The organism is Pantoea sp. SORGH_AS_0659 (assembly GCF_031453915.1).
Lineage (GTDB): Bacteria > Pseudomonadota > Gammaproteobacteria > Enterobacterales > Enterobacteriaceae > Pantoea > Pantoea leporis.
The window spans coordinates 2,282,370-2,300,713 of sequence record NZ_JAVJAK010000001.1; the positions used below are offsets into that span (position 1 = coordinate 2,282,370).

Consider the following 18,344-nt stretch of genomic DNA (forward strand, 5'->3'; position numbering starts at 1 on the left):
ATGCTCAATATAACCTGACAAAAACAAAAAAAGGCGCCACAGCGGGCGCCTTATTCTATTTCACTGCAATTACTTCAAACGGAATGCCACAACGCTGTCACCCGCCTGGGTGCCAAGCGAACCGTGACCGCCTGCGGCAATCACCACGTACTGCTTACCGTCTTTACCCATAAAGGTAGACGGCGTGGCTTGCGCACCGGCACTCAGCTCGGTCTGCCACAGCAGTTCGCCGGTGGTGCTGTCGTAGGCGCGGAAGAAGTTATCCGCAGTTGCACCGTGGAACACCAAATCCCCTGCGGTCAGCAATGGACCACCGTGCGCCACCATGCCCATCGGGAAGCCGATGGGGAAGCGGCCCGGCAGGAAGCTGGTCTTCAGGTTTTTGGTGACGCCCACGCGGCGCAGCCATTCGGTTTTACCGGTCTTCAGATCCACGCCCACCATGCGGCCCCAAGGCGGCGCAACACAGGGAATGCCGAGGCCTGACGCCATCTGCTGGATATGGATCGCGTAGTCACCGTGGAAGTTTTCGTTCCAGTATGGCGTGCCATCTTTGGTAAACAGGCGCTCGGTGGCGGTCTGCTCGGTGCGTTTGATCAGGTTGTACTTGTAGGCCAGACGCACTGGCGCGGCAATCAGCATTTGACGCTGCGGATCGACAGCAACAGAACCCCAGTTGAACACACCAATGTTGCCAGGGAAGATCAGTGAACCGCCTTCCGTTGCGGGCGTCCACGGATTGCCATCATAGCGCAGGCTACGGAAATCCATGCGGCATGACATCTGGTCAAACGGCGTAATGCCCCACATTGACTTCTCGGTCAACGGCTGCGGGATGAAGTTCAGGCTGGAAACCGGCTGAGTCGACGCAAATTTCTCACCCGCTACGCCACCTTCAGTAGAAACCTTCACCTGGTTCACCGGATACACCGGCTGGCCGGTAAGACGGTTCAGCACAAACAGGTTGCCGGTTTTGGTCGGCAGGATCACCACAGGCTGCTTCTGGCCTTGATAATCGATGTCCACCAACGAAGGCTGTGACGGATTATCGCGGTCCCACAGGTCGTGGTTGGAGCTTTGATAGCGCCATTTGAACGCACCGGTTTGCAGATCCAGCGCCACCAGCGCATCACGGAACTTCTCGGTGTTGCTGTTCGGATCGCGTTCAATGCCCACTTCATCCGGTGAAGCGTTACCAAACGGCACATAGACTACGCCATTTTTCAGGTCAGCACTCAGCGTGCCCCACGCCACTGGCGTGTCCTGCGGGTAGTTTTGACCGGCAGCAATTGGCGCGGTGTTATCCGGGTTAGCCGGATCAAAGTTCCACACCAGACGACCGCTTTGCACGTCATAGGCACGGATCACGCCTGACGGGTTGCCGCTGTTGAAGCCGTTATCCATCACGGAACCGCCAACGATCACCAGCTTGCCCGCCACCAGCGGTGCTGCGGTTTGCATCAGCGCATGTGGACGTACTTCACCCATGTTGGCGTGCAGATCAACCACACCGTTCTGACCGAAATCTGCGCACGGTTTACCGGTATCGGCATCCAGCGCAATCAGCTGCGCATCGGTGGTGGCGTTAAAGATACGCTTACGGCAGATGGCCGGATTCGCGGCGCTATCCTGTGCGGCAACCGGAGTTTCTTCGTAGTAGCTTACGCCGCGACAGGTCTGATGCTGCTGCAGGTAAGAGCGGTCTTTATTTGGCATAAATTTCCACTTCACCGCGCCGGTTTCCGGATCAAGCGCATGCACTTCGTTATGCGGCGTACAGAAATACAGCATACCGTTGGCTTTCAGCGGCGTAGCTTCGAAGGTGTATTCGGTGGCATCCGCATCCTGGCGCAAATCACCGGTGTGATAGGTCCATGCAACTTCGAGGTTTTTGACGTTGTCTTTGCTGATCTGATTCAGCGCCGAGAAACGCAGGCCGTCAGACGAACCACCGTACGCGGTCCAGTCGTTAGCGGCGCCCTGCTCGCTGTTTTGCTCGCGGGCATTGCTGATGGTGCCTTGCTGCGGAACCGGATCGTAGAAGCACAGACCAATCACCACCACGATCATGATAATCACGGTGCCGCCGAGGAAGGCGTGGAAACGGCGTTCACCGCGATACAGCGGTTTCACCACCCACGGCATCGCCAGCCACAGGCCGATCACGCCGAACAGGTCACCGCGTGGGATCCACTGCCATTTATCAAAGCCCACTTCCCAGATAATCCAGGCGAGCGTAATCCACATCAGCACCGCATAAAGCGCCAGCGCGCTGCGCTGGTTGCGGAACAGTAATATTGCGGTGATAAGTAATCCCACCGCCATCAGCGCATAGAAGGCGCTGCCGCCCAGCATCAACAGCTTGCCGCCCATGTACAGCAAGGCAATCGCCAGAATCGCGAGCACGATACTGGTTAATTTGTTAACCATGCTAATCCCTCAACCATATTCATCGAAAAACCTCAAAAATAACCCCACATAAAATCAACAGAATTTTAACTTACGTTACCGTTTAGTAAAAACCCGTTGCGAGGTGTGTCGTTAGCTCCGCTAATGAATGTAGTTTGGCTAATGGCTGCCAGCTACCGCCTCGTTCAATCTGTGACTGAAATCACGTTTCATTTTCGTTGAGAGAATTAATCATTAGTGAGGAAAATTCGCATTTTTTGATAACGAAAAATGGCGAGGATGCGCGATTTTGGGGGAATTTGCGCCTGAGACATAACCTTGCGCAGATTTGTTACTACGCCCGCTGTAGTAGAAAACTTACGCTGTTTTCTTTTTACCCGGGAAACGTTATGAAAATCACTTTATTAGCCAGCTCATTGTTGCTCCTCGCGGTGACTTCTCACGCTGCAACTGACCCACTGATCGTCGGCGATCAAAAAGGCAATGCTCGCGCGGTGATGTCCGCCGCTGGCGAGCTCAACAATGTGCCGTATGAAATCAAATGGTATGAGTTCCCCAACGCTGCGCCGCTGCTGGAGTCGCTCAACTCCCAGCATCTGGATGCCGGCTTAGTCGGCGATGGTCCGCTGTCGTTTGCCGTGGCCGCAGGCGCGCAGATCCGCGCCATTCAGGCATCGCAATATCTCGGCAATGCCATCCTGGTGAAAAAGGACAGCGCCCTGCACAGCATCGCCGACCTAAAAGGCAAGAAAGTGGCGACGGTAAAAGGATCGGCCGGGCAAAACATGGTGCTGAATGCGCTGCACGAAGCGGGTTTGCCCGACGACAGCGTCAATTTTGTCTTCACCACGCCGTCGGAAGCGACGCTGGCGCTGGATAATGGCGCGGTGGATGCGGTGGCAACCTGGGAACCTTATGTGTCCTTTGCCGTGGCGCAGTCCGGCGATCGCATCGCCATCGACGGCAAAAATTCGCCAGTTTCAAACTATCTGGTGGCGACCGATAGCGCCATCGCCAGCAAGCGTGAACAGCTCACGGACTTCCGCGAGCGCCTGATTCGCGCACGTGCGTGGGGCGTGGCGCATCCACAAGCCTACGCCAGCGAGATCGCCAAACTGCTGCGTCTGCCAGATGCGGTGGCGCTGAGTAAAGTACAGCGTGAAAACAACGCGCCGGTAGAAGATTACGCGTTGGTAGAGAAACGCCAGCAGTTGGCGATTGATACCTTCACCCGTGGCGGCCTGATCAAACCCGGCTTAAAAGCCGACAAACTGGTGGATGCCTCCTTCTTTAACGCCAACGGAGCCGCCAAACCATGATGAATCTGGCGCTCTACCTCGACTCCGGCATTCATCAGGGCGGCTGGCGCCATCCCGATTCGGCCGCGACCGGCGGCAGTAACTGGCCGCTGTACCGCAAAATCGCCCAGCGCGCCGAAGACGCGAAGCTGGACATGATTTTTGTCGCGGACAAGCTGGCGATTGATGATGTTTACGGCGGGCATCTGGCGCACACCGTGCAGCATCGTCAGGTTGGCTGGTCTGAACCCTTAACATTATTAGCCGCGCTGGCGGCGGTGACTGACCACATCGGCCTCGGCGGCACGGTTTCCTCCTCCTATTCGGTGCCTTACACCACCGCGCGTCAGCTGGCAAACATCGACCATATTAGCGGCGGGCGCGCAGCGTGGAACGTGGTTACCTCGTTGAGCCACGCCGAAGCGCGCAACTTTGGTCGCAGCGAGCACTTCAGCCATGAAGCTCGCTATCGCCGCGCGGCTGAATTTATTGATGTCATGAAAGCGCTGTGGGACAGCTTTGAAGAGGACGCGCTGATTCTGGATAAAGCGCAGGCGCACTTTGCCGACCCGGCACGCTTCCATAGGCTTGATCATCAGGGTGAATCTTTCAACGTGCAGGGACCGCTTAATCTGCCGCGTCCGCCGCAAGGTCATCCGGTGGTGATCCAGGCTGGCGTATCGGAAGCCTTTATCGATCTGGCCGCGCAACAGGCGGAAGTGCTGTTTGTGGTGCAACCCAATCGGGAACGCGCGCAGCAGTTTTATCAAACCCTGAAACAGCGTGCGCTGCAGTATCAGCGTCAGCCCGATCAACTGCGCATTCTGCCCGGCATGGTGCCGATTGTCGGCAATACGCAGCGCGATGCCGAAGAGCGTGCGGCATACCTGAAATCATTGATTACCGTGGAATCGGGCCTCAGCTTTGTTTCGGCTAGCATGAATATCGATCTGTCGCAGTACCCCATTGACGGGCCGGTGCCTGACCTGCGTGAAAAGATCACCGGCAGCAAAGGCCGTTTTCAGTATGTGATCGCCAGCGCCATTGAGCAGAACCTGCCGCTGGGCGAGATGGCGAAACGCTACGCCGAGAGCTTGTCGTTCCCGGCACCGACCGGCACAGCGGATAGCATTGCGCAGCAGATGATTGACTGGTATCAGCATCAGGCCTGCGACGGTTTTGTCATTCTGCCCGCCTACATTGACGAGAACGAAGATCGCTTCCTCGAACAGGTTGTCCCGCGCCTGCAGGCTGCGGGCGTCTTCCGCAGCGACTATCAACCGGGCACGCTGCGCGATCGTTTAGGCTTAGTAAAGCCGGAAAATCGCTTTAACCTTTCGTCATCAATTGAAATAACTTAATTAATCATTAATGCGCTGCTGCGATTATTCCTGGCAACAATTATCATAGCAGCGCGAATAAGTGCGGTTTTATTACAGTTTTATTTATCCCCTCTTCATTTAATCTTTTTTAAATTGATTAGCCATTGCGCCGCAATGACTTTTTGAGAGTTTCCTCAGCCTGTTATCCCGGATTAAGCGTGATATAAATCACGTAACTGCTCTGCGGCAAGGCCGCTAATAAAAAGAAGGTTATGATGATTAGCGCAGATTTCTTTTATCGTAAATTACGTTTTCCTTTTAAACTCACACACGCTGCTTTTAAGTTTCCGGTTGCCAATGCGCGAGCCCGGCAATATCAGGTGATGTCGCCTGAACAGACCATTGACCTGCTGCTCAGCAACCACAAGCTCTCCGTAAGCCGCTATGGCGACGGCGAATTGGAAATGACTTTGTTCAAGAATATCGGCTTTCAATCTTTTGATGAACGACTCTCTATTCGCCTTAAAGAGATATTACGGCGCGGAAGTCAGCCGAAGAATCCGTGTTTATTGTGTATGCCCGATGCCTTTCGCGGCACCGCGAATATGCGTTTTGGTTCGGCCCTATTCTGGTTTTTTCATAAAGCATTTTATTTTCGCCATTATGAAAGCTTATTAAAGAAAGATTACCGCTACGGCAATACCTCCGTTACGCGTCCCTATCACGATTATAAGGACAAGCAGCAGGCGGTTCGCGTGTTTAATAAGTTCAAGCAGCTGTTCAGCGATAAAAAGATATTAATTGTGGAAGGCAGCGGCACGCGTCTCGGCATCGGTAACGATCTGCTCGATGGCGCGCGGGAGATTAAACGCATCACCACGCTCAATCGCAACGCCTTCTCGGTCTACAACGAGCTCTACAGCTCGGTGCTGGCGCACGCACGCGATTACGATATGGTGCTGATGTCGCTCGGCCCCACCGCCACGGTGCTGGCTTACGATCTCAGCCAGCATGGCATTCGCTGCATTGATACCGGCCACATTGATATCGAGTACGAATGGATGCGCAGTGCCGCGCGTGACAAGGTGCAGGTGGCCGGCAAGAACGTCAATGAAGTGGGCGTGTTACTCAGCGACGATGCGCGCGACGCCGACGATCATTATCGCCAGCAGATTTTGCTGCATGTCGGGTTGCCGCAGGAAGCGGTGCTATCGGCGATGGTAATGCATCCGCCGATCTAATCCACATCGCAAGTAATCGCAAAAATAGGGCATTTTGAGATTGCTTGCGATAACGCTGTTACCCTTCGCGCTTTTTCAGCCACTCCTGCAGCTTGCGCAGTGAAACAGGCGCCTGGTACACCGTTCCTTTCCCCTCCTTTAGTGGACGCAACAATCCCTGTTCGGTGAGGTTTTTCAGGCGCGCACGCGCGGTGTTATCCGCGATGCCGAGCCGCGATTTAATCCCGGCAGAGCTGAGTAACGAACCCGGCGCATTCAGCGCGATGGCCATGATATCCAGCTCACCTTTGGCTAAAGTCATATGCTCTTCCACCCACGTCACTAAACGTTCCCGCTCTTTATGCAGCGTGGCGATTTGCTCGGTGAAGGCAGTCACCGCGCGCATCACCACTTCGCATTGAAACTGCACGAAATAGGTCAGATCCATCTCATCAGTTTCGCTGTAAAGATAGGAAATGCCGTACTTTACCGCCGCGGCTTTCAACAGCTTGCTGATGGAGATGTAGCGGAACGCGCTGTAACCGTGACGAATCAGATGATGGTAGAACAGCCCGCGTGCGGTGCGCCCGTTGCCATCATTGAACGGGTGAATGTAGCCGATAGCAAAGTGCATCACGCAGGCCACCAGCAAAGGATGCGTGCCCTGCTGCTCCAGCCACGCAACTTCGGCGCATAGCGCGTCCAGCAGGCTATTGAGCCGCTGATAATCCGGCGGCTGATGAATGATTTCGCCGTCGCGCCCGGCAACAAACACATCGTTATTGTCGCGCACGGCGCCGGGCCGATATTTGTCATCATTAATGCCGGCGCAGGCGATGTGATGAATTTCCAGAATATCGGCGCGCGTCAGCGGCGCGTCACCCAGCGTGGCAATGTGCTGCATCAAGCGCCAGTTGCCCATGATCATGCTTTCATCTTCGTTGCGCGGCGCACGCCCCACCGCCAGCAACTCCATCGCCACGCGCGAGGTGGTCGCCGCGCCTTCCAACTGGCTGGATGAAATCGCCTCTTCCATGATCAGCTGTGACATCAGGTAAGAAGCCGCATCCTCATCCGTTGGTTCGCCATTGCGCGCAAAGGTCATACGATCGACTGTCGACATCGCTGCCGTGATTTTGGCCGTGAGATTACAGGTCACGGTTTGATCGGCGATCACAAAGTGCTGCGCGCTGCTGCGGCGCTTGAATTTCAGTGCGCTCCACACTTTCTCACGCGTCTGACTATCACTGACACGACGATATAACTCATCGAAATGCAGATAGCGCTCATCCCACTCGGCATGACTGGCAAGAAGCGAGTTAATCTCACTGATACTCAGTGAATCAATAAGTTGAACGGGCGGGCGGCGCAGTTTCATCTCAAGCAATCTCAAAAACAGGGTATTTTGAGTTTACTTGAGATTCGCTGCGACGACAAATGGCGCTTGCAGCGGAGTTAGCTGCCGTGCCGCTGGCAAAATGCGCGGAGATCGGAGGACTGGAAATCGGCCAGATTCGCCATCAGCTTCTCCAGCGGCCAGTTCCACCAGGCAATCGCCTGCAGCTGCGCGGCAATATCCGCCGCGAAACGTGCACGGATCACTTTGGCTGGCACGCCACCGACAATGGTGTATGGCGGCACATCTTTCGTCACCACCGCACCGGCCGCCAGCACCGCGCCGTCACCCACCGCCACACCCGGCAGTACGATCACGCCATGCCCAATCCACACATCATTGCCAATAATCACGCGATCGGCGCGACGGTCAGCAAAGAAGCCATTATCGCGTTCCGCCTGCGCATCGTAGTATTCCGGACAGTAGGTGAAACGGTGCTGCGAGGCGCGATCCATCGGATGATTGGGTGCGCCAATCCGTACATGATTGGCAATGGCGGTAAAGCGTCCGATTTGCGCATCGGCGACGCAGCAATGCTCTCCCAGATAGGAGAAGTCGCCCAGTTCGCTGTATTCGATATAGGTTTCGGCCAGCACTTCACATTGCGCGCCAATCTGGGTTTCGCGCATGCGCACGCTGGGATCGATAACAGTGTGTTGCAGTTTTGTCGGTTGCACAGCAGCAAGTGCCATAATCAAAGCTCCGTGTGGTCAGATGTCTGGATGACCGGTTGCGACTGGGCAACCGCGAGCGACAACACTACAGCGGCAAAATGACACTAATGCTATTGTGCGTATCTGTTTCTGGCGATTCGAGGAAAAGGAATGAGAACACCGTGGTCAATACTGGCGCTGTTATGGTCAGCCGGACAGGCATCCGCCGCGCTGCCCGCCGACATCAAAGCCGGTGATATTGTGCAAGTGCAGTTAGCGCAACTCCATCCGACGCAGGCTGCGATTGGCTATCGTCAGCTGGATTACAAACAGCATCGTTATGAAGCCGAACCGAAAAAGCTGTTCGATGATTATTGCGAAAGCATGGGGCAGAAAGGCGTTGATAAATTTGACAGTAAATCACGTCTCTCGCAGCCCAGCAGCTTCAGCTGTAAAGCGCCGGTCGGCAGCGAACCGGGGCCGATGAAAACGGCGGTGATTGCGCCGGATAACGTGTTGTACCTCACCGATGGTCATCATACTTTCAGCAATTTCGCCGATATCGCCGGTCTTAACACGCCGGTGCAAGTGCGCATCACCGATGACTTCCGCAGCCTGAAAACCATGTCCGCCTTTTGGCAAAAAATGGAAACGGCACATCTGGTATGGCTGGATACGCCTGCAGGCAAAATTAAACCGGATGCGCTGCCGAAAGAGTTGGGCCGCCAGCATATGCAGAATGATGAATATCGCTCGCTGGTCTATTTCGTGCGCGATATTGGCTTTGAGAAGGAGCAGAATCCGCCGCCGTTCCTCGAGTTCTACTGGGGCAAATGGCTGGAAACACAGCTGCCGCTGAAGAACTTTGACCTCAATAACCGCAACGGTTACGCCAAAGCGCTGGAAACCATCGCTGAGAAGATGACCAGCGTGCCGAAAGACACGGTGATTGCGCACAGCGATAGCGGCCCGCTGACGGCGGATCGGTTAGGCGCACGCAAGAAAGTGAATGAGAAGAAGCTGGAGAAGCTGGTCTCCGACAAGGGCAAACTGACGTGGGCTTTTGCGCAATAATCGCGTGGTCGCCATTCATGGCGACCCATTCACCCATCAGCGCCCTTTCAGCGTTAAACCAATTCGCAGTTTTTCACATCCGCCGATGGCGCCAGCAGATTTTTATCAAATTCGCGCAGTTCCACGCCATCACGAATACGCATCGGCCAGTCGGGATTGGCTAGCGCGCTTTTGCCTATCGACACATAATCCGCGCCCTGCTCCAGCGCCTGCGCCGCCGTGCTGGCATCACTTAACGCACCATTGGCGATAATCGGCAATTTCGGTGCCGCCTGACGCGCAATTTGCACCAATGACAGCGGCGAATCGGCAAACGCCGGTTGCAGCGCGTCATATTCAGTCAGATGCAGATAATCCACGCCGGCCTCAGCAATCGCGGCGAATACCAGGCGCGCGCCCGCTTCGCCTTCCCGCCATTTGTGATGAAAATCATTCACTTTGCCCTGTGAGAGGCGAATTCCCAGCGCAACATCCTTGCCTACGCGCTGGCGCACCGCGGCGATCACCGCCAGCGTCAGAGACAAACGTGCCACGATATCGCCGCCCCAGCGATCGTTGCGCTGATTGGTGTAATCGGTAAAGAACTGGTCAAGCAGATAGCCGTTAGCGCCATGAATTTCGATGCCATCAAAACCCGCTTCGCCGACTGCCCGCGCCGCAGTGTGCGCAAAGCTGTCGATCACCTGCTGGATCTGCTCTTCATTCATTTCGCGTGGCAGCGGATAGGCGCCATGACCGTGATAGAAACCGAGTTGTTCCCCGCGCGGCTGCACCGCTGAGGGCGCGAGCGTGTCCGGTCGATAGATGTTGCCCTGCGATATCGCCCCGGCATGCATCAACTGCGCAATGATTTTGCCGCCATACTGATGCACCCGATCGGTGATCGCACGCCAGCCGGCGCTCTGTTTAGCGTTAATCAGCCCCGCCTGAAACGCATAGGTTTGCGACCAGGCTTCATCGATATAGATGCCTTCGGTGATGATGGCGCTAAAGCCGCCGCGCACGAAGCGCTGATAGTAGTGCTGCATACGTTCGCCTGGTATGCCGTCAACGCTGGCGGAGATGCGCGTCATGGGTGCCACCATAATGCGATTCTTCAGCGCCAGCCGGTTCAGTGTGCCGCTCTGAAAAAGATGTTTATCACTCATGTTGCTCTCTGGATGCGGATTATCTACAGAGCGCAGTATATTCGGTCGCCACAGGGACAAAAATGGCCGATGATGATACGTCTGTATAACGGAAATCGTTACAATGAACTCAAAAGATGTTGAGGTGTTCCTGATGGTCACCCAGACGCGCAGCCTGACGCAGGCCGCGCGGCGACTGAACACCACGCCGATGACGGTCTCACGCCGACTCGCCTCGCTGGAATAAGATCTCGGCGTGCGCCTGCTGCATCGCACCACCCGCGCCATTGCGTTAACTGATGAAGGTGAAGAGTTTCTGCCCTATGCCAAAACCCTGACAGAAACCGAACAGAGCGCGCGCAGTTTGTTCTCGCCGAATAAACAGGGCGCCACCGGCCAGCTGCGCATCACCGCACCTTCTGGTTTTGGCCGCCGCACCATTATTCCGTTGCTGCCCGCGCTGATGGCGGAGAATCCCGAACTGAAGATCGATTTCCAGCTCAGCGATAACGTCACCGATATTGTTGGGCTCGGCTACGATGTCGCCATTCGCATCGCCCCGCTGCGGGATTCGCGCTTAGTCGCGCAGCGGCTGGCGGATAATCCGCGCGTGCTCTGTGCTTCTCCAGACTATCTGGCGCGCTTCGGCACGCCAAAGCTGCTGGCCGATTTGCATCAGCATAACTGCCTGCGCTTATCCGGCGTGCCGCAATGGAGTTTTATAGTCGACGACCATATTTCCAGTGTCAGCGTTGAGGGCCGTTTTAGCGGCAGCAATGTGGAAGGCGTGCGTACCTTATGCGTAGCGGGCAGCGGCATCGCCCAGCTCTCTACGTGGGATGTGCAGCAAGAGTTGGCGGCAGGTGAACTGACTGAGATTACCTTGCGAGATGCTCAACCGCAGCTGCTCGGCGTCTGGGCGCTGTTTCCCACCGCACGGCATCTGCCAACGCGCGTCACGGTTTTTCTAAACGCCCTAAAACTGGCGATGGCACGTTAATTCAGAAAATGTGAATGGCGAATCAGGGGCAAAATCTGGATGCGGAAGAGGTGGGACTAACCGCGAAGAAAATTAAAATCGACGCATTTCTTGAACTGATTCTGGCAGGAAAGATCAGCGACGCGACAACGGTTACCGCGTTTCTGTTGGCGCGGGCGAAAGGGTTAATCGACTGATCTCTCTGCTTTATTCCAGGTGCGCATGAATGCGCACCCTACGAATACAACATCGATGTAGTGCCGCCATTCAGGGCGACCGATTACTCCGCAGCAATATCCGCTAACACCGCTTCTGCCTGCGCCTTATCCACCGCTACGCCATCAATAAACAGCTGACGCTGTTCACCCGGCGGCAGCATAATCTTCAGCGTCTGCCAGGCTGGCTGGAAGCTGCCTTTACGCTGGAAGTTGAGGTGAATCGCCTCAGCATCGCTGCGCATTTTCCAGTTGAGCCACAGCGCATTGCCCTGCTGATAACCCCAGCTTTCGCCATCATCCTCAAACAGCATACCGTGGCTAACCCCTTTGCCTTTCAGCGGGAACAGCTGCAAGGTGCGGCGATCGTCAGTTTTAGTGTCAACATGACGCAGGCGCTCGCTGAGCGGTAAGCCCGCTCCGGCACGCACCAGCATCGGCTGGGTTTCCAGCGGAGCCGCCAGCGTGATCCATTGACCGCCGCTGAACCATTGCTGGGTAGCGAAGTCATACCAGCCAGTTTGGTTGTCGGGCAGCCACAGACGACGCTCGCGCTGGCCGGGTTCGACCACGCTGGCCACCAGCAGATCGCGGCCCAGCATAAACTCATCGCACTCGGCGAACGTCTGCGCATCCTGTTCATGATCGAGGAAAGTCGGACGTAGCATCGGTTCATCGTCAGCATGCGCCTGCCACAGTAACGTATAGAGGTAAGGCAGCAGACGATAACGCAGTTCAATCGCGGCGCGGATCGCAGGCGTAGCCGCCGGATACATCCAGGGTTCATTGACGGTGTGATCGTCATTCCACGAGTGAATGGTGAAACGCGGATGCATCACGCCGTTTTGTACCCAGCGCACAAACAGTTCTGCATCTGGTTTATCGCCGGAGAAGCCACCGACGTCGTGTCCCACGTTGTACAAACCGGACAGGCTCATACCCAATCCCATGCGGATGTTGTAACGCAACGTGGTCCAGTTGGTGCGGTTATCGCCGCTCCAGGTTTGCACATAGCGCTGCATCCCGGCGCAACCCGAACGGGAAATCAGGAAAGGACGTTTTTCCGGCGCGAAGCGCTGTTGCGCTTCCATCGAGGCGCGCATCATCAGCAGCGGCATCACCGGGCGAATGTGTTTGATGGCAATTGGCGTGCCGAAACCGTGGCAACGCGCTTCGCCGTCCCACACTTCATATTCGTTATTATCGTTCCAGGTGGAATCGATGCCCTTTTCCAGCAGCTGTTTGGTGACGTTTTCCTGCCACCAGGCGACGGCTTGCGGATGGGTAAAATCGAGATGTGAACCTTCGTCATCCCAGAACACCGAACGTTCAGGCGCATCTTCTTCGGAGTCACGAATAAACAGCCCTTGTTCCGCCACTTCGTTATAACGCGGATGATCCTGCAACAGACACGGTTTGATATTGGCGGCGAGGCGCAAGCCGGCGTCGTGAAACGCCTGGCTCATCACCTCCGGCTGCGGCACTTTGTCGTAGTTCCAGTTGAACACGTAGCGCTTGTTGTTAATTGAGGTGTAGCCGGACGAGAGCTGGAATGAATCGCACGGAATATCGTGCTCTTCGCAGAGACGAATGAAGTTCATCAGCTGATGTTGTGCATCCGGCGCATCGGTGTAATGCATGGTTGAACCACTGTAGCCAAGGCTCCATTTCGGGCCGAACAGCGTTTTACCTGTGAGACGCACAAAGGCTTTGGTGACATCCAGCACCTTGTCACCGACAAACAGGTAATAGTCGATATCACCGCATTCCGCCTGCCAGCGGCGATACGGTTTGTGATAGTTATCGAGTTCATTACCCAGATCAAACCAGCTGCTGCTGAGGTTATCGTAATAGAGACCAAAGCTAACATCGGTACGACGGGTGATGGTAAACGGCACATGCTTGTACAGCGGATCGGTGGAGGCCGCGTTGTAGCCCATCGCATCAAGGTTACGCATCTCATAGCGCTGGCCATTACGCTGCAAATCGCCGGTTTTCTCGCCCAGACCATAATAGCGATCGTCGTTCATGCGGCACTGATAGTGCGCCACGCCATCCCCGTGCGTGTTGATTTGATAAGCGCTGGTTGGACGGTCGCAGGTCAGCAGCTGCCATGCGCCGTGGCTGTCGCAATATTGCCACTCCAGCGCCAGCGGTTGATGGACGATCACCCGCAGCTTATCGGTGGCCACCACCAGCGTGTCGCCCTCTTCTTCCAGCGTGAACGATGGCAAGGTGAATCCGGCCAGGCTGTCACGCTGACGCCCTTCCCACGGCACATCACTTTCTGGCGCGATGCTCCAGGTGCGATCGAGGCTGTATGCGCCATGACGTTTAATCGCCACGCGGAACATGCCCGTTTCTAGCACATAAAGACACAGCGTGTGTTTGCCGTCGACGGTTAACGCCACGTGGTGTGCATCGGAACCGGCTAATGACCAATTTTTTAACGTTTTCATCGTTACCTACTTTTTCATGCGCGCTGGGCGCGACGTTCAGCAATAAAAGCAATCAGGAATACGGCGCCAATCAGGTCGAAGAAGCCCATGGCGACAAACAGCGGATTAAAGCCAATGGTGTCGGCGGTAACGCCGATCAGCAGTGAGAACAGGAAGCTGGAGATCCAGGCGAACGAGCCGCGCATGCCGTTGACGGTGGCCATCTGGCCTTTATCAAACTTCTCCACCACCAGCGCGCTCAGCATGCAGGAGATGATCTGATGGCCGAAACCACCAATCGAGATCAGCGCAATCGCTACGTAAGGATCTTTAGTGACCGCGACCAGCGCCAGCGACAGCATCAGGAAAGCGCCCGTCACCGAACTCGCCACCACGGAATTAACCTGAGTAAAACCAAAGATTTTGGTGTAGAGCCGCGTCAGATAGCCGCTGGCCGCGCTGCCTAAATCGGCGGCGAGGAACGGCAGCCAGGCGAACATAGCAATCTGCTTCAGATCCATACCCAGCTCTTTCGCCAGATAGAGCGGCACCCAGAAGCTCAGTACGCCCCAGGCAGGTTCAGCCATAAAGGCGGGAATGGCGATGCCGTAAAAACGTTTGTTTTTCGACACGGTTTTCAGCGCGGTAAAGAACGGCAGTTTCACTGCTGGCGGTTCATTATCCTGACGAATAAATTCCAGTTCCCAGGCCTGCAGATTGGGATGCTGCTCCGGATCGCGATAGAACAACCACCACAGCACCACCCAACCCAACGCCAGGCAGCCGGTGAACAGGAACGCGCCCTGCCAGCCAAAGGAAGCGTGCGCAAAGTAGATAATCGGCGGTGCCAGCATCGCGCCAAGCGAAAAGCCCACCCCCGCCCATCCGGCGGCGATAGGACGCTCTTTTTTCGGGAACCATTCGCCAATCACTTTGGCGTTAGCGGGCGTGGCTGCTGCTTCTGCACCGCCCATGACAAAACGCAGGATAGCCAGATGCACCCAACTGGCCGCGCCAGCGTGGAACAAACAGGCGACGGCCCAAATGGTGGCGCAGATCAGGAAGCCGACTTTCAGGCCAATAACGTCGATCAGCCAGCCGCAAATGGGTTGAAAGAAGGTATACGCCAGCTGGAATGCGCCGACGATCCAGGAATATTGTTCGGTGGTGATGTTGAGGCTGGTTTTGAGCTCCGGTGCCAGCAAGCCCAACGAGTTACGGGTGATGTAGTTGACCGTGACGCCTGCTAAGAACAGCACTAATACCCACCAGCGCAGATTGCGCAAGGTGCGTTTGGTGCCTGCGGCGGTTATCCCTGGGTTTAAACTGCGGTTCATCTGATTCTCCGTTAGTGAGTCATTTCTAACCATCCGCCAGGAGTGAACCACAGTTGCGAAAAGTGGTCGCCAGATTGATGTCGCAAATGTGATCTGGTTAACCAAAATCACTTACCAGGTTGACTTAACCCCGTAAAAAGCAGAGTTTTAATCCGGAATCGCGTAGTTATTATCTGATGTAGCGCGCTAATAAAGAACATTGGTCAACCAATAGTGAGTGAGGTAACAACATGAAGCAGACCTGGCGCTGGTACGGCCCCAACGATCCTGTCTCTCTGGACGATGCGCGCCAGGCGGGCGCAACCGGCATCGTCACCGCACTGCACCACATCCCTAATGGCGAAGTGTGGTCAGTCGACGAAATCATGCAGCGCAAGGCGCAGGTGGAAGCCGCTGGTTTGGTGTGGTCGGTGGTGGAGAGCGTGCCGATTCATGAAGAGATTAAAACCGGCAGCGGCCGCTGCCAGCACTGGATCAGCAATTATCAGCAGTCGCTGCGCAACCTGGCGCAGTGCGGCATTAAAACCGTGTGCTACAACTTCATGCCGATCCTTGACTGGACGCGCACCGATCTCGAATATCTGCTGCCGGATGGCGCGAAAGCCCTGCGTTTTGATCAGATTGAGTTCGCGGTGTTTGAACTGCACATTCTGCAGCGTCCCGGCGCGGAGCAGGATTACAGTGCGCAAGAGATCGCCGAGGCTGCTGAACGCTTTGCAACGATGAGTGAAGAGCACCGTAACCGCCTGATGCGCAACATCATCGCCGGTTTGCCGGGTGCGGAGGAAGGCTACACGCTGGATCAATTCCGTGCCCAGCTGGCGCGTTATCAAGGTATCGGTAAGGCCGAGCTGCGAGAGAATTTTGCCACCTTCCTGCGCGCCATTGTCGCGGTTGCGGAAGAAGTGGGCGTACGCATGGCGGTACATCCGGACGATCCGCCACGCCCAATTCTCGGCTTACCGCGCATCGTTTCCAACGCCGACGATCTGCAATGGATGATCGATACCGTCAGCAGCCCCGCCAACGGTTTCACCATGTGTACCGGCTCGTACGGCGTGCTGGCAGAGAATGATTTAGCCGAAATGGTCAAGCGCTTCGGCCCACGAATCTACTTCGCGCATTTGCGCTCCACCAAGCGGGAAGAGAACCCCAACAGCTTCCACGAAGCCGCGCATTTGGGTGGCGATGTCGATATGTTTGCGGTGATCAAGGCGATTGCCGAAGAGGAGCAGCGACGTAAAGCCGCGGGGGAGGAAGATTTGATTCCAATGCGTCCCGACCACGGCCACCAGATGCTGGATGACCTGAAGAAGAAAACCAATCCCGGCTACTCGGCGATCGGTCGCCTGAAAGGATTGGCGGAAATTCGCGGCGTCGAATTGGCGATCCACCGCGCCTATTTTGCTCAGGAAGCCCACTAATGCGCTTTATGGATGAAGATTTTCTGCTGCAGAGCGATATCGCGCGGCGCTTGTACCACGACTTCGCTGCGGATATGCCAATCTACGATTATCACTGTCACCTCAATCCGCAGGAGATTGCTGAAGATCGTCGCTTCGACAACCTCGGCCAAATCTGGCTGGAAGGCGATCACTACAAATGGCGCGCGCTGCGTGCCGCGGGCGTCGATGAGTCGTTGATTACCGGCAAGAGCACCAGCGACTACGACAAGTATCTCGCCTGGGCGCAAACGGTGCCAAAAACCCTCGGTAACCCGCTCTATCACTGGACGCACCTTGAACTGCGGCGCCCGTTTGGCATCACCGATACGCTGTTTGGCCCGGACACCGCCCCTGCGATCTGGCAGCGCTGCGCGGAACAGCTGGCGACGCCGGAATTTTCCGCGCGCGGCATCATGCACCAGATGAAGGTGCGCATGGTCGGCACCACCGACGATCCGGTTGATTTACTGCACTATCACCGCCAAATCGCCGATGACCACAGTTTTGATATTGACGTTGCGCCGAGCTGGCGTCCGGACAAGGTCTTCAAAATCGAGCTGGAGGGTTTTGTCGACTATCTTGCTCGCCTGGAAGCCGCCGCCGATGTCGCCATCGACAGCTTCGATGCGCTACGCCGCGCGCTGTTACGTCGCCTTGACCACTTCTCTGCCCACGGTTGTCGCGCCTCAGATCACGGTATCGAAACCCTGCGCTTTGCGCCGGTGCCGGACGACCGCGTGCTCGATACGATTTTGACGAAACGTCGCCGTGGCGATGCGTTGGATGAATTGGAAATCGCCCAGTTCAGCAGCGCGGTGTTGGTGTGGCTCGGCAGCGAATATGCGCGGCGCGGCTGGGTAATGCAGCTGCACATCGGCGCGATTCGTAATAACAGCACACGCATGTTCCGCCAACTCGGGCCAGACAGCGGGTTTGATTCGATTGGCGATAACAATATTGCCTGGCCGCTGGCGCGCCTGCTGGATGCGATGGACCTCAACGATCAGCTGCCGAAAACCATTCTCTATTGTCTCAATCCGCGCGATAACGAAGTGCTGGCTACTATGGCGGGCAACTTCCAGGGCGCGGGTATTGCCGGCAAGGTGCAGTTCGGTTCAGGCTGGTGGTTCAACGATCAGCGCGACGGCATGCTGCGTCAGCTGGAGCAACTGTCGCAAATCGGCTTACTCAGCCAGTTTGTCGGTATGCTGACCGATTCACGCAGCTTCCTCTCCTACACGCGCCACGAATACTTCCGCCGTATTCTGTGCAATCTGCTGGCGCAGTGGGTAAAAGACGGCATTGTGCCGCACGATGAGCCGATGCTCGGCAACATGCTGCGCGACATCTGCTTTAACAATGCCGAACGCTATTTCGCGCTGAAAGCCCAGTGATGGTGGCCTGGTCACTGCACGCCGTGACCAGGCCGAT

General features: G+C 56.0%; 15 protein-coding genes. 9 read left to right on the plus strand and 6 right to left on the minus strand.

Features of this window, described 5'->3' with window-relative positions; translation table 11 throughout:
* Positions 1–69 precede the first annotated feature (69 nt).
* Positions 70–2,430 carry a membrane-bound PQQ-dependent dehydrogenase, glucose/quinate/shikimate family gene (locus tag Q3H59_RS10615; protein WP_309834716.1) on the minus strand — a complete coding sequence of 787 codons (2,361 nt, stop codon included), beginning with the start codon at positions 2,428–2,430 and terminating at the stop codon, positions 70–72.
* Positions 2,431–2,798: 368 nt separating this feature from the next.
* Between Q3H59_RS10615 and Q3H59_RS10620 the strand changes: the two genes are divergently transcribed.
* From Q3H59_RS10620 to Q3H59_RS10630, 3 genes are all read left to right on the plus strand, one after another.
* The gene (locus tag Q3H59_RS10620; protein ID WP_277974842.1) at positions 2,799–3,728 is read left to right on the plus strand and encodes an aliphatic sulfonate ABC transporter substrate-binding protein; all 930 of its coding nucleotides are present in this window, start codon (positions 2,799–2,801) and stop codon (positions 3,726–3,728) included.
* Positions 3,725–5,068 (plus strand): NtaA/DmoA family FMN-dependent monooxygenase, encoded by a 1,344-nt coding sequence (locus Q3H59_RS10625; RefSeq protein ID WP_309834720.1) that lies wholly within the window; start codon positions 3,725–3,727, stop codon positions 5,066–5,068. Before Q3H59_RS10620 ends, Q3H59_RS10625 begins: the two co-directional genes overlap by 4 nt.
* A gap of 236 nt (positions 5,069–5,304) precedes the next feature.
* Positions 5,305–6,270: a GT-D fold domain-containing glycosyltransferase gene (locus Q3H59_RS10630; RefSeq protein ID WP_101764449.1), complete on the plus strand. Its 966-nt coding sequence runs from the start codon at positions 5,305–5,307 to the stop codon at positions 6,268–6,270.
* A 58-nt stretch (positions 6,271–6,328) separates the two neighbouring features.
* Here Q3H59_RS10630 and Q3H59_RS10635 read toward each other — a convergent pair whose 3' ends face one another.
* Positions 6,329–7,627, minus strand: a complete 1,299-nt coding sequence (locus Q3H59_RS10635; RefSeq protein ID WP_309834723.1) for a Fic family protein — start codon at positions 7,625–7,627, stop codon at positions 6,329–6,331.
* A 77-nt stretch (positions 7,628–7,704) separates the two neighbouring features.
* On the minus strand, positions 7,705–8,337 hold the full coding sequence (locus Q3H59_RS10640; RefSeq protein WP_280172800.1) for a DapH/DapD/GlmU-related protein: 633 nt from the start codon (positions 8,335–8,337) through the stop codon (positions 7,705–7,707).
* 132 nt (positions 8,338–8,469) lie between these two features.
* Here Q3H59_RS10640 and Q3H59_RS10645 point away from each other — a divergent pair, with 132 nt between their 5' ends.
* Entirely contained in the window at positions 8,470–9,372 is a 903-nt protein-coding gene (locus tag Q3H59_RS10645; protein WP_222233484.1) for a ParB/Srx family N-terminal domain-containing protein, read from the plus strand.
* 53 nt (positions 9,373–9,425) lie between these two features.
* Here the strand turns inward: Q3H59_RS10645 and Q3H59_RS10650 are convergent, their stop codons facing one another.
* Complete coding sequence (locus Q3H59_RS10650; RefSeq protein ID WP_309834725.1) at positions 9,426–10,520, minus strand: NADH:flavin oxidoreductase; 1,095 nt, start codon at positions 10,518–10,520, stop codon at positions 9,426–9,428.
* A gap of 103 nt (positions 10,521–10,623) precedes the next feature.
* Here Q3H59_RS10650 and Q3H59_RS10655 point away from each other — a divergent pair, with 103 nt between their 5' ends.
* The 3 genes from Q3H59_RS10655 to Q3H59_RS10665 are packed head-to-tail and all read left to right on the plus strand — an operon-like array spanning position 10,624 to position 11,675.
* Positions 10,624–10,746 carry a LysR family transcriptional regulator gene (locus tag Q3H59_RS10655; protein WP_309834727.1) on the plus strand — a complete coding sequence of 41 codons (123 nt, stop codon included), beginning with the start codon at positions 10,624–10,626 and terminating at the stop codon, positions 10,744–10,746.
* Positions 10,747–10,755: 9 nt separating this feature from the next.
* The gene (locus tag Q3H59_RS10660; RefSeq protein ID WP_309834729.1) at positions 10,756–11,499 is read left to right on the plus strand and encodes a LysR substrate-binding domain-containing protein; all 744 of its coding nucleotides are present in this window, start codon (positions 10,756–10,758) and stop codon (positions 11,497–11,499) included.
* 14 nt (positions 11,500–11,513) lie between these two features.
* On the plus strand, positions 11,514–11,675 hold the full coding sequence (locus Q3H59_RS10665) for a hypothetical protein (protein ID WP_225608150.1): 162 nt from the start codon (positions 11,514–11,516) through the stop codon (positions 11,673–11,675).
* 83 nt (positions 11,676–11,758) lie between these two features.
* Here Q3H59_RS10665 and Q3H59_RS10670 read toward each other — a convergent pair whose 3' ends face one another.
* Both Q3H59_RS10670 and Q3H59_RS10675 read right to left on the minus strand, forming a co-directional pair.
* Positions 11,759–14,152: a glycoside hydrolase family 31 protein gene (locus Q3H59_RS10670; protein WP_309834732.1), complete on the minus strand. Its 2,394-nt coding sequence runs from the start codon at positions 14,150–14,152 to the stop codon at positions 11,759–11,761.
* 14 nt (positions 14,153–14,166) lie between these two features.
* Positions 14,167–15,468, minus strand: a complete 1,302-nt coding sequence (locus Q3H59_RS10675; protein WP_309834734.1) for an MFS transporter — start codon at positions 15,466–15,468, stop codon at positions 14,167–14,169.
* Positions 15,469–15,698: 230 nt separating this feature from the next.
* Here Q3H59_RS10675 and uxuA point away from each other — a divergent pair, with 230 nt between their 5' ends.
* The gene (gene uxuA / locus Q3H59_RS10680; RefSeq protein WP_309834736.1) at positions 15,699–16,892 is read left to right on the plus strand and encodes a mannonate dehydratase; all 1,194 of its coding nucleotides are present in this window, start codon (positions 15,699–15,701) and stop codon (positions 16,890–16,892) included.
* Positions 16,892–18,307, plus strand: a complete 1,416-nt coding sequence (gene uxaC, locus Q3H59_RS10685; protein ID WP_309834738.1) for a glucuronate isomerase — start codon at positions 16,892–16,894, stop codon at positions 18,305–18,307. The genes uxuA and uxaC overlap by 1 nt, the downstream gene beginning before the upstream one ends.
* Positions 18,308–18,344: the final 37 nt, after the last annotated feature.

Bases quoted from the DNA above. Each gene is read 5' to 3' on its own strand.
- Q3H59_RS10615 (WP_309834716.1), bottom strand. From the start codon at position 2,430: ATGGTTAACAAATTAACCAGTATCGTGCTCGCGATTCTGGCGATTGCC.
- Q3H59_RS10620 (WP_277974842.1), top strand. From the start codon at position 2,799: ATGAAAATCACTTTATTAGCCAGCTCATTGTTGCTCCTCGCGGTGACT.
- Q3H59_RS10625 (WP_309834720.1), top strand. From the start codon at position 3,725: ATGATGAATCTGGCGCTCTACCTCGACTCCGGCATTCATCAGGGCGGC.
- Q3H59_RS10630 (WP_101764449.1), top strand. From the start codon at position 5,305: ATGATTAGCGCAGATTTCTTTTATCGTAAATTACGTTTTCCTTTTAAA.
- Q3H59_RS10635 (WP_309834723.1), bottom strand. From the start codon at position 7,627: ATGAAACTGCGCCGCCCGCCCGTTCAACTTATTGATTCACTGAGTATC.
- Q3H59_RS10640 (WP_280172800.1), bottom strand. From the start codon at position 8,337: ATGGCACTTGCTGCTGTGCAACCGACAAAACTGCAACACACTGTTATC.
- Q3H59_RS10645 (WP_222233484.1), top strand. From the start codon at position 8,470: ATGAGAACACCGTGGTCAATACTGGCGCTGTTATGGTCAGCCGGACAG.
- Q3H59_RS10650 (WP_309834725.1), bottom strand. From the start codon at position 10,520: ATGAGTGATAAACATCTTTTTCAGAGCGGCACACTGAACCGGCTGGCG.
- Q3H59_RS10655 (WP_309834727.1), top strand. From the start codon at position 10,624: ATGAACTCAAAAGATGTTGAGGTGTTCCTGATGGTCACCCAGACGCGC.
- Q3H59_RS10665 (WP_225608150.1), top strand. From the start codon at position 11,514: ATGGCGAATCAGGGGCAAAATCTGGATGCGGAAGAGGTGGGACTAACC.
- Q3H59_RS10670 (WP_309834732.1), bottom strand. From the start codon at position 14,152: ATGAAAACGTTAAAAAATTGGTCATTAGCCGGTTCCGATGCACACCAC.
- Q3H59_RS10675 (WP_309834734.1), bottom strand. From the start codon at position 15,468: ATGAACCGCAGTTTAAACCCAGGGATAACCGCCGCAGGCACCAAACGC.
- uxuA (WP_309834736.1), top strand. From the start codon at position 15,699: ATGAAGCAGACCTGGCGCTGGTACGGCCCCAACGATCCTGTCTCTCTG.
- uxaC (WP_309834738.1), top strand. From the start codon at position 16,892: ATGCGCTTTATGGATGAAGATTTTCTGCTGCAGAGCGATATCGCGCGG.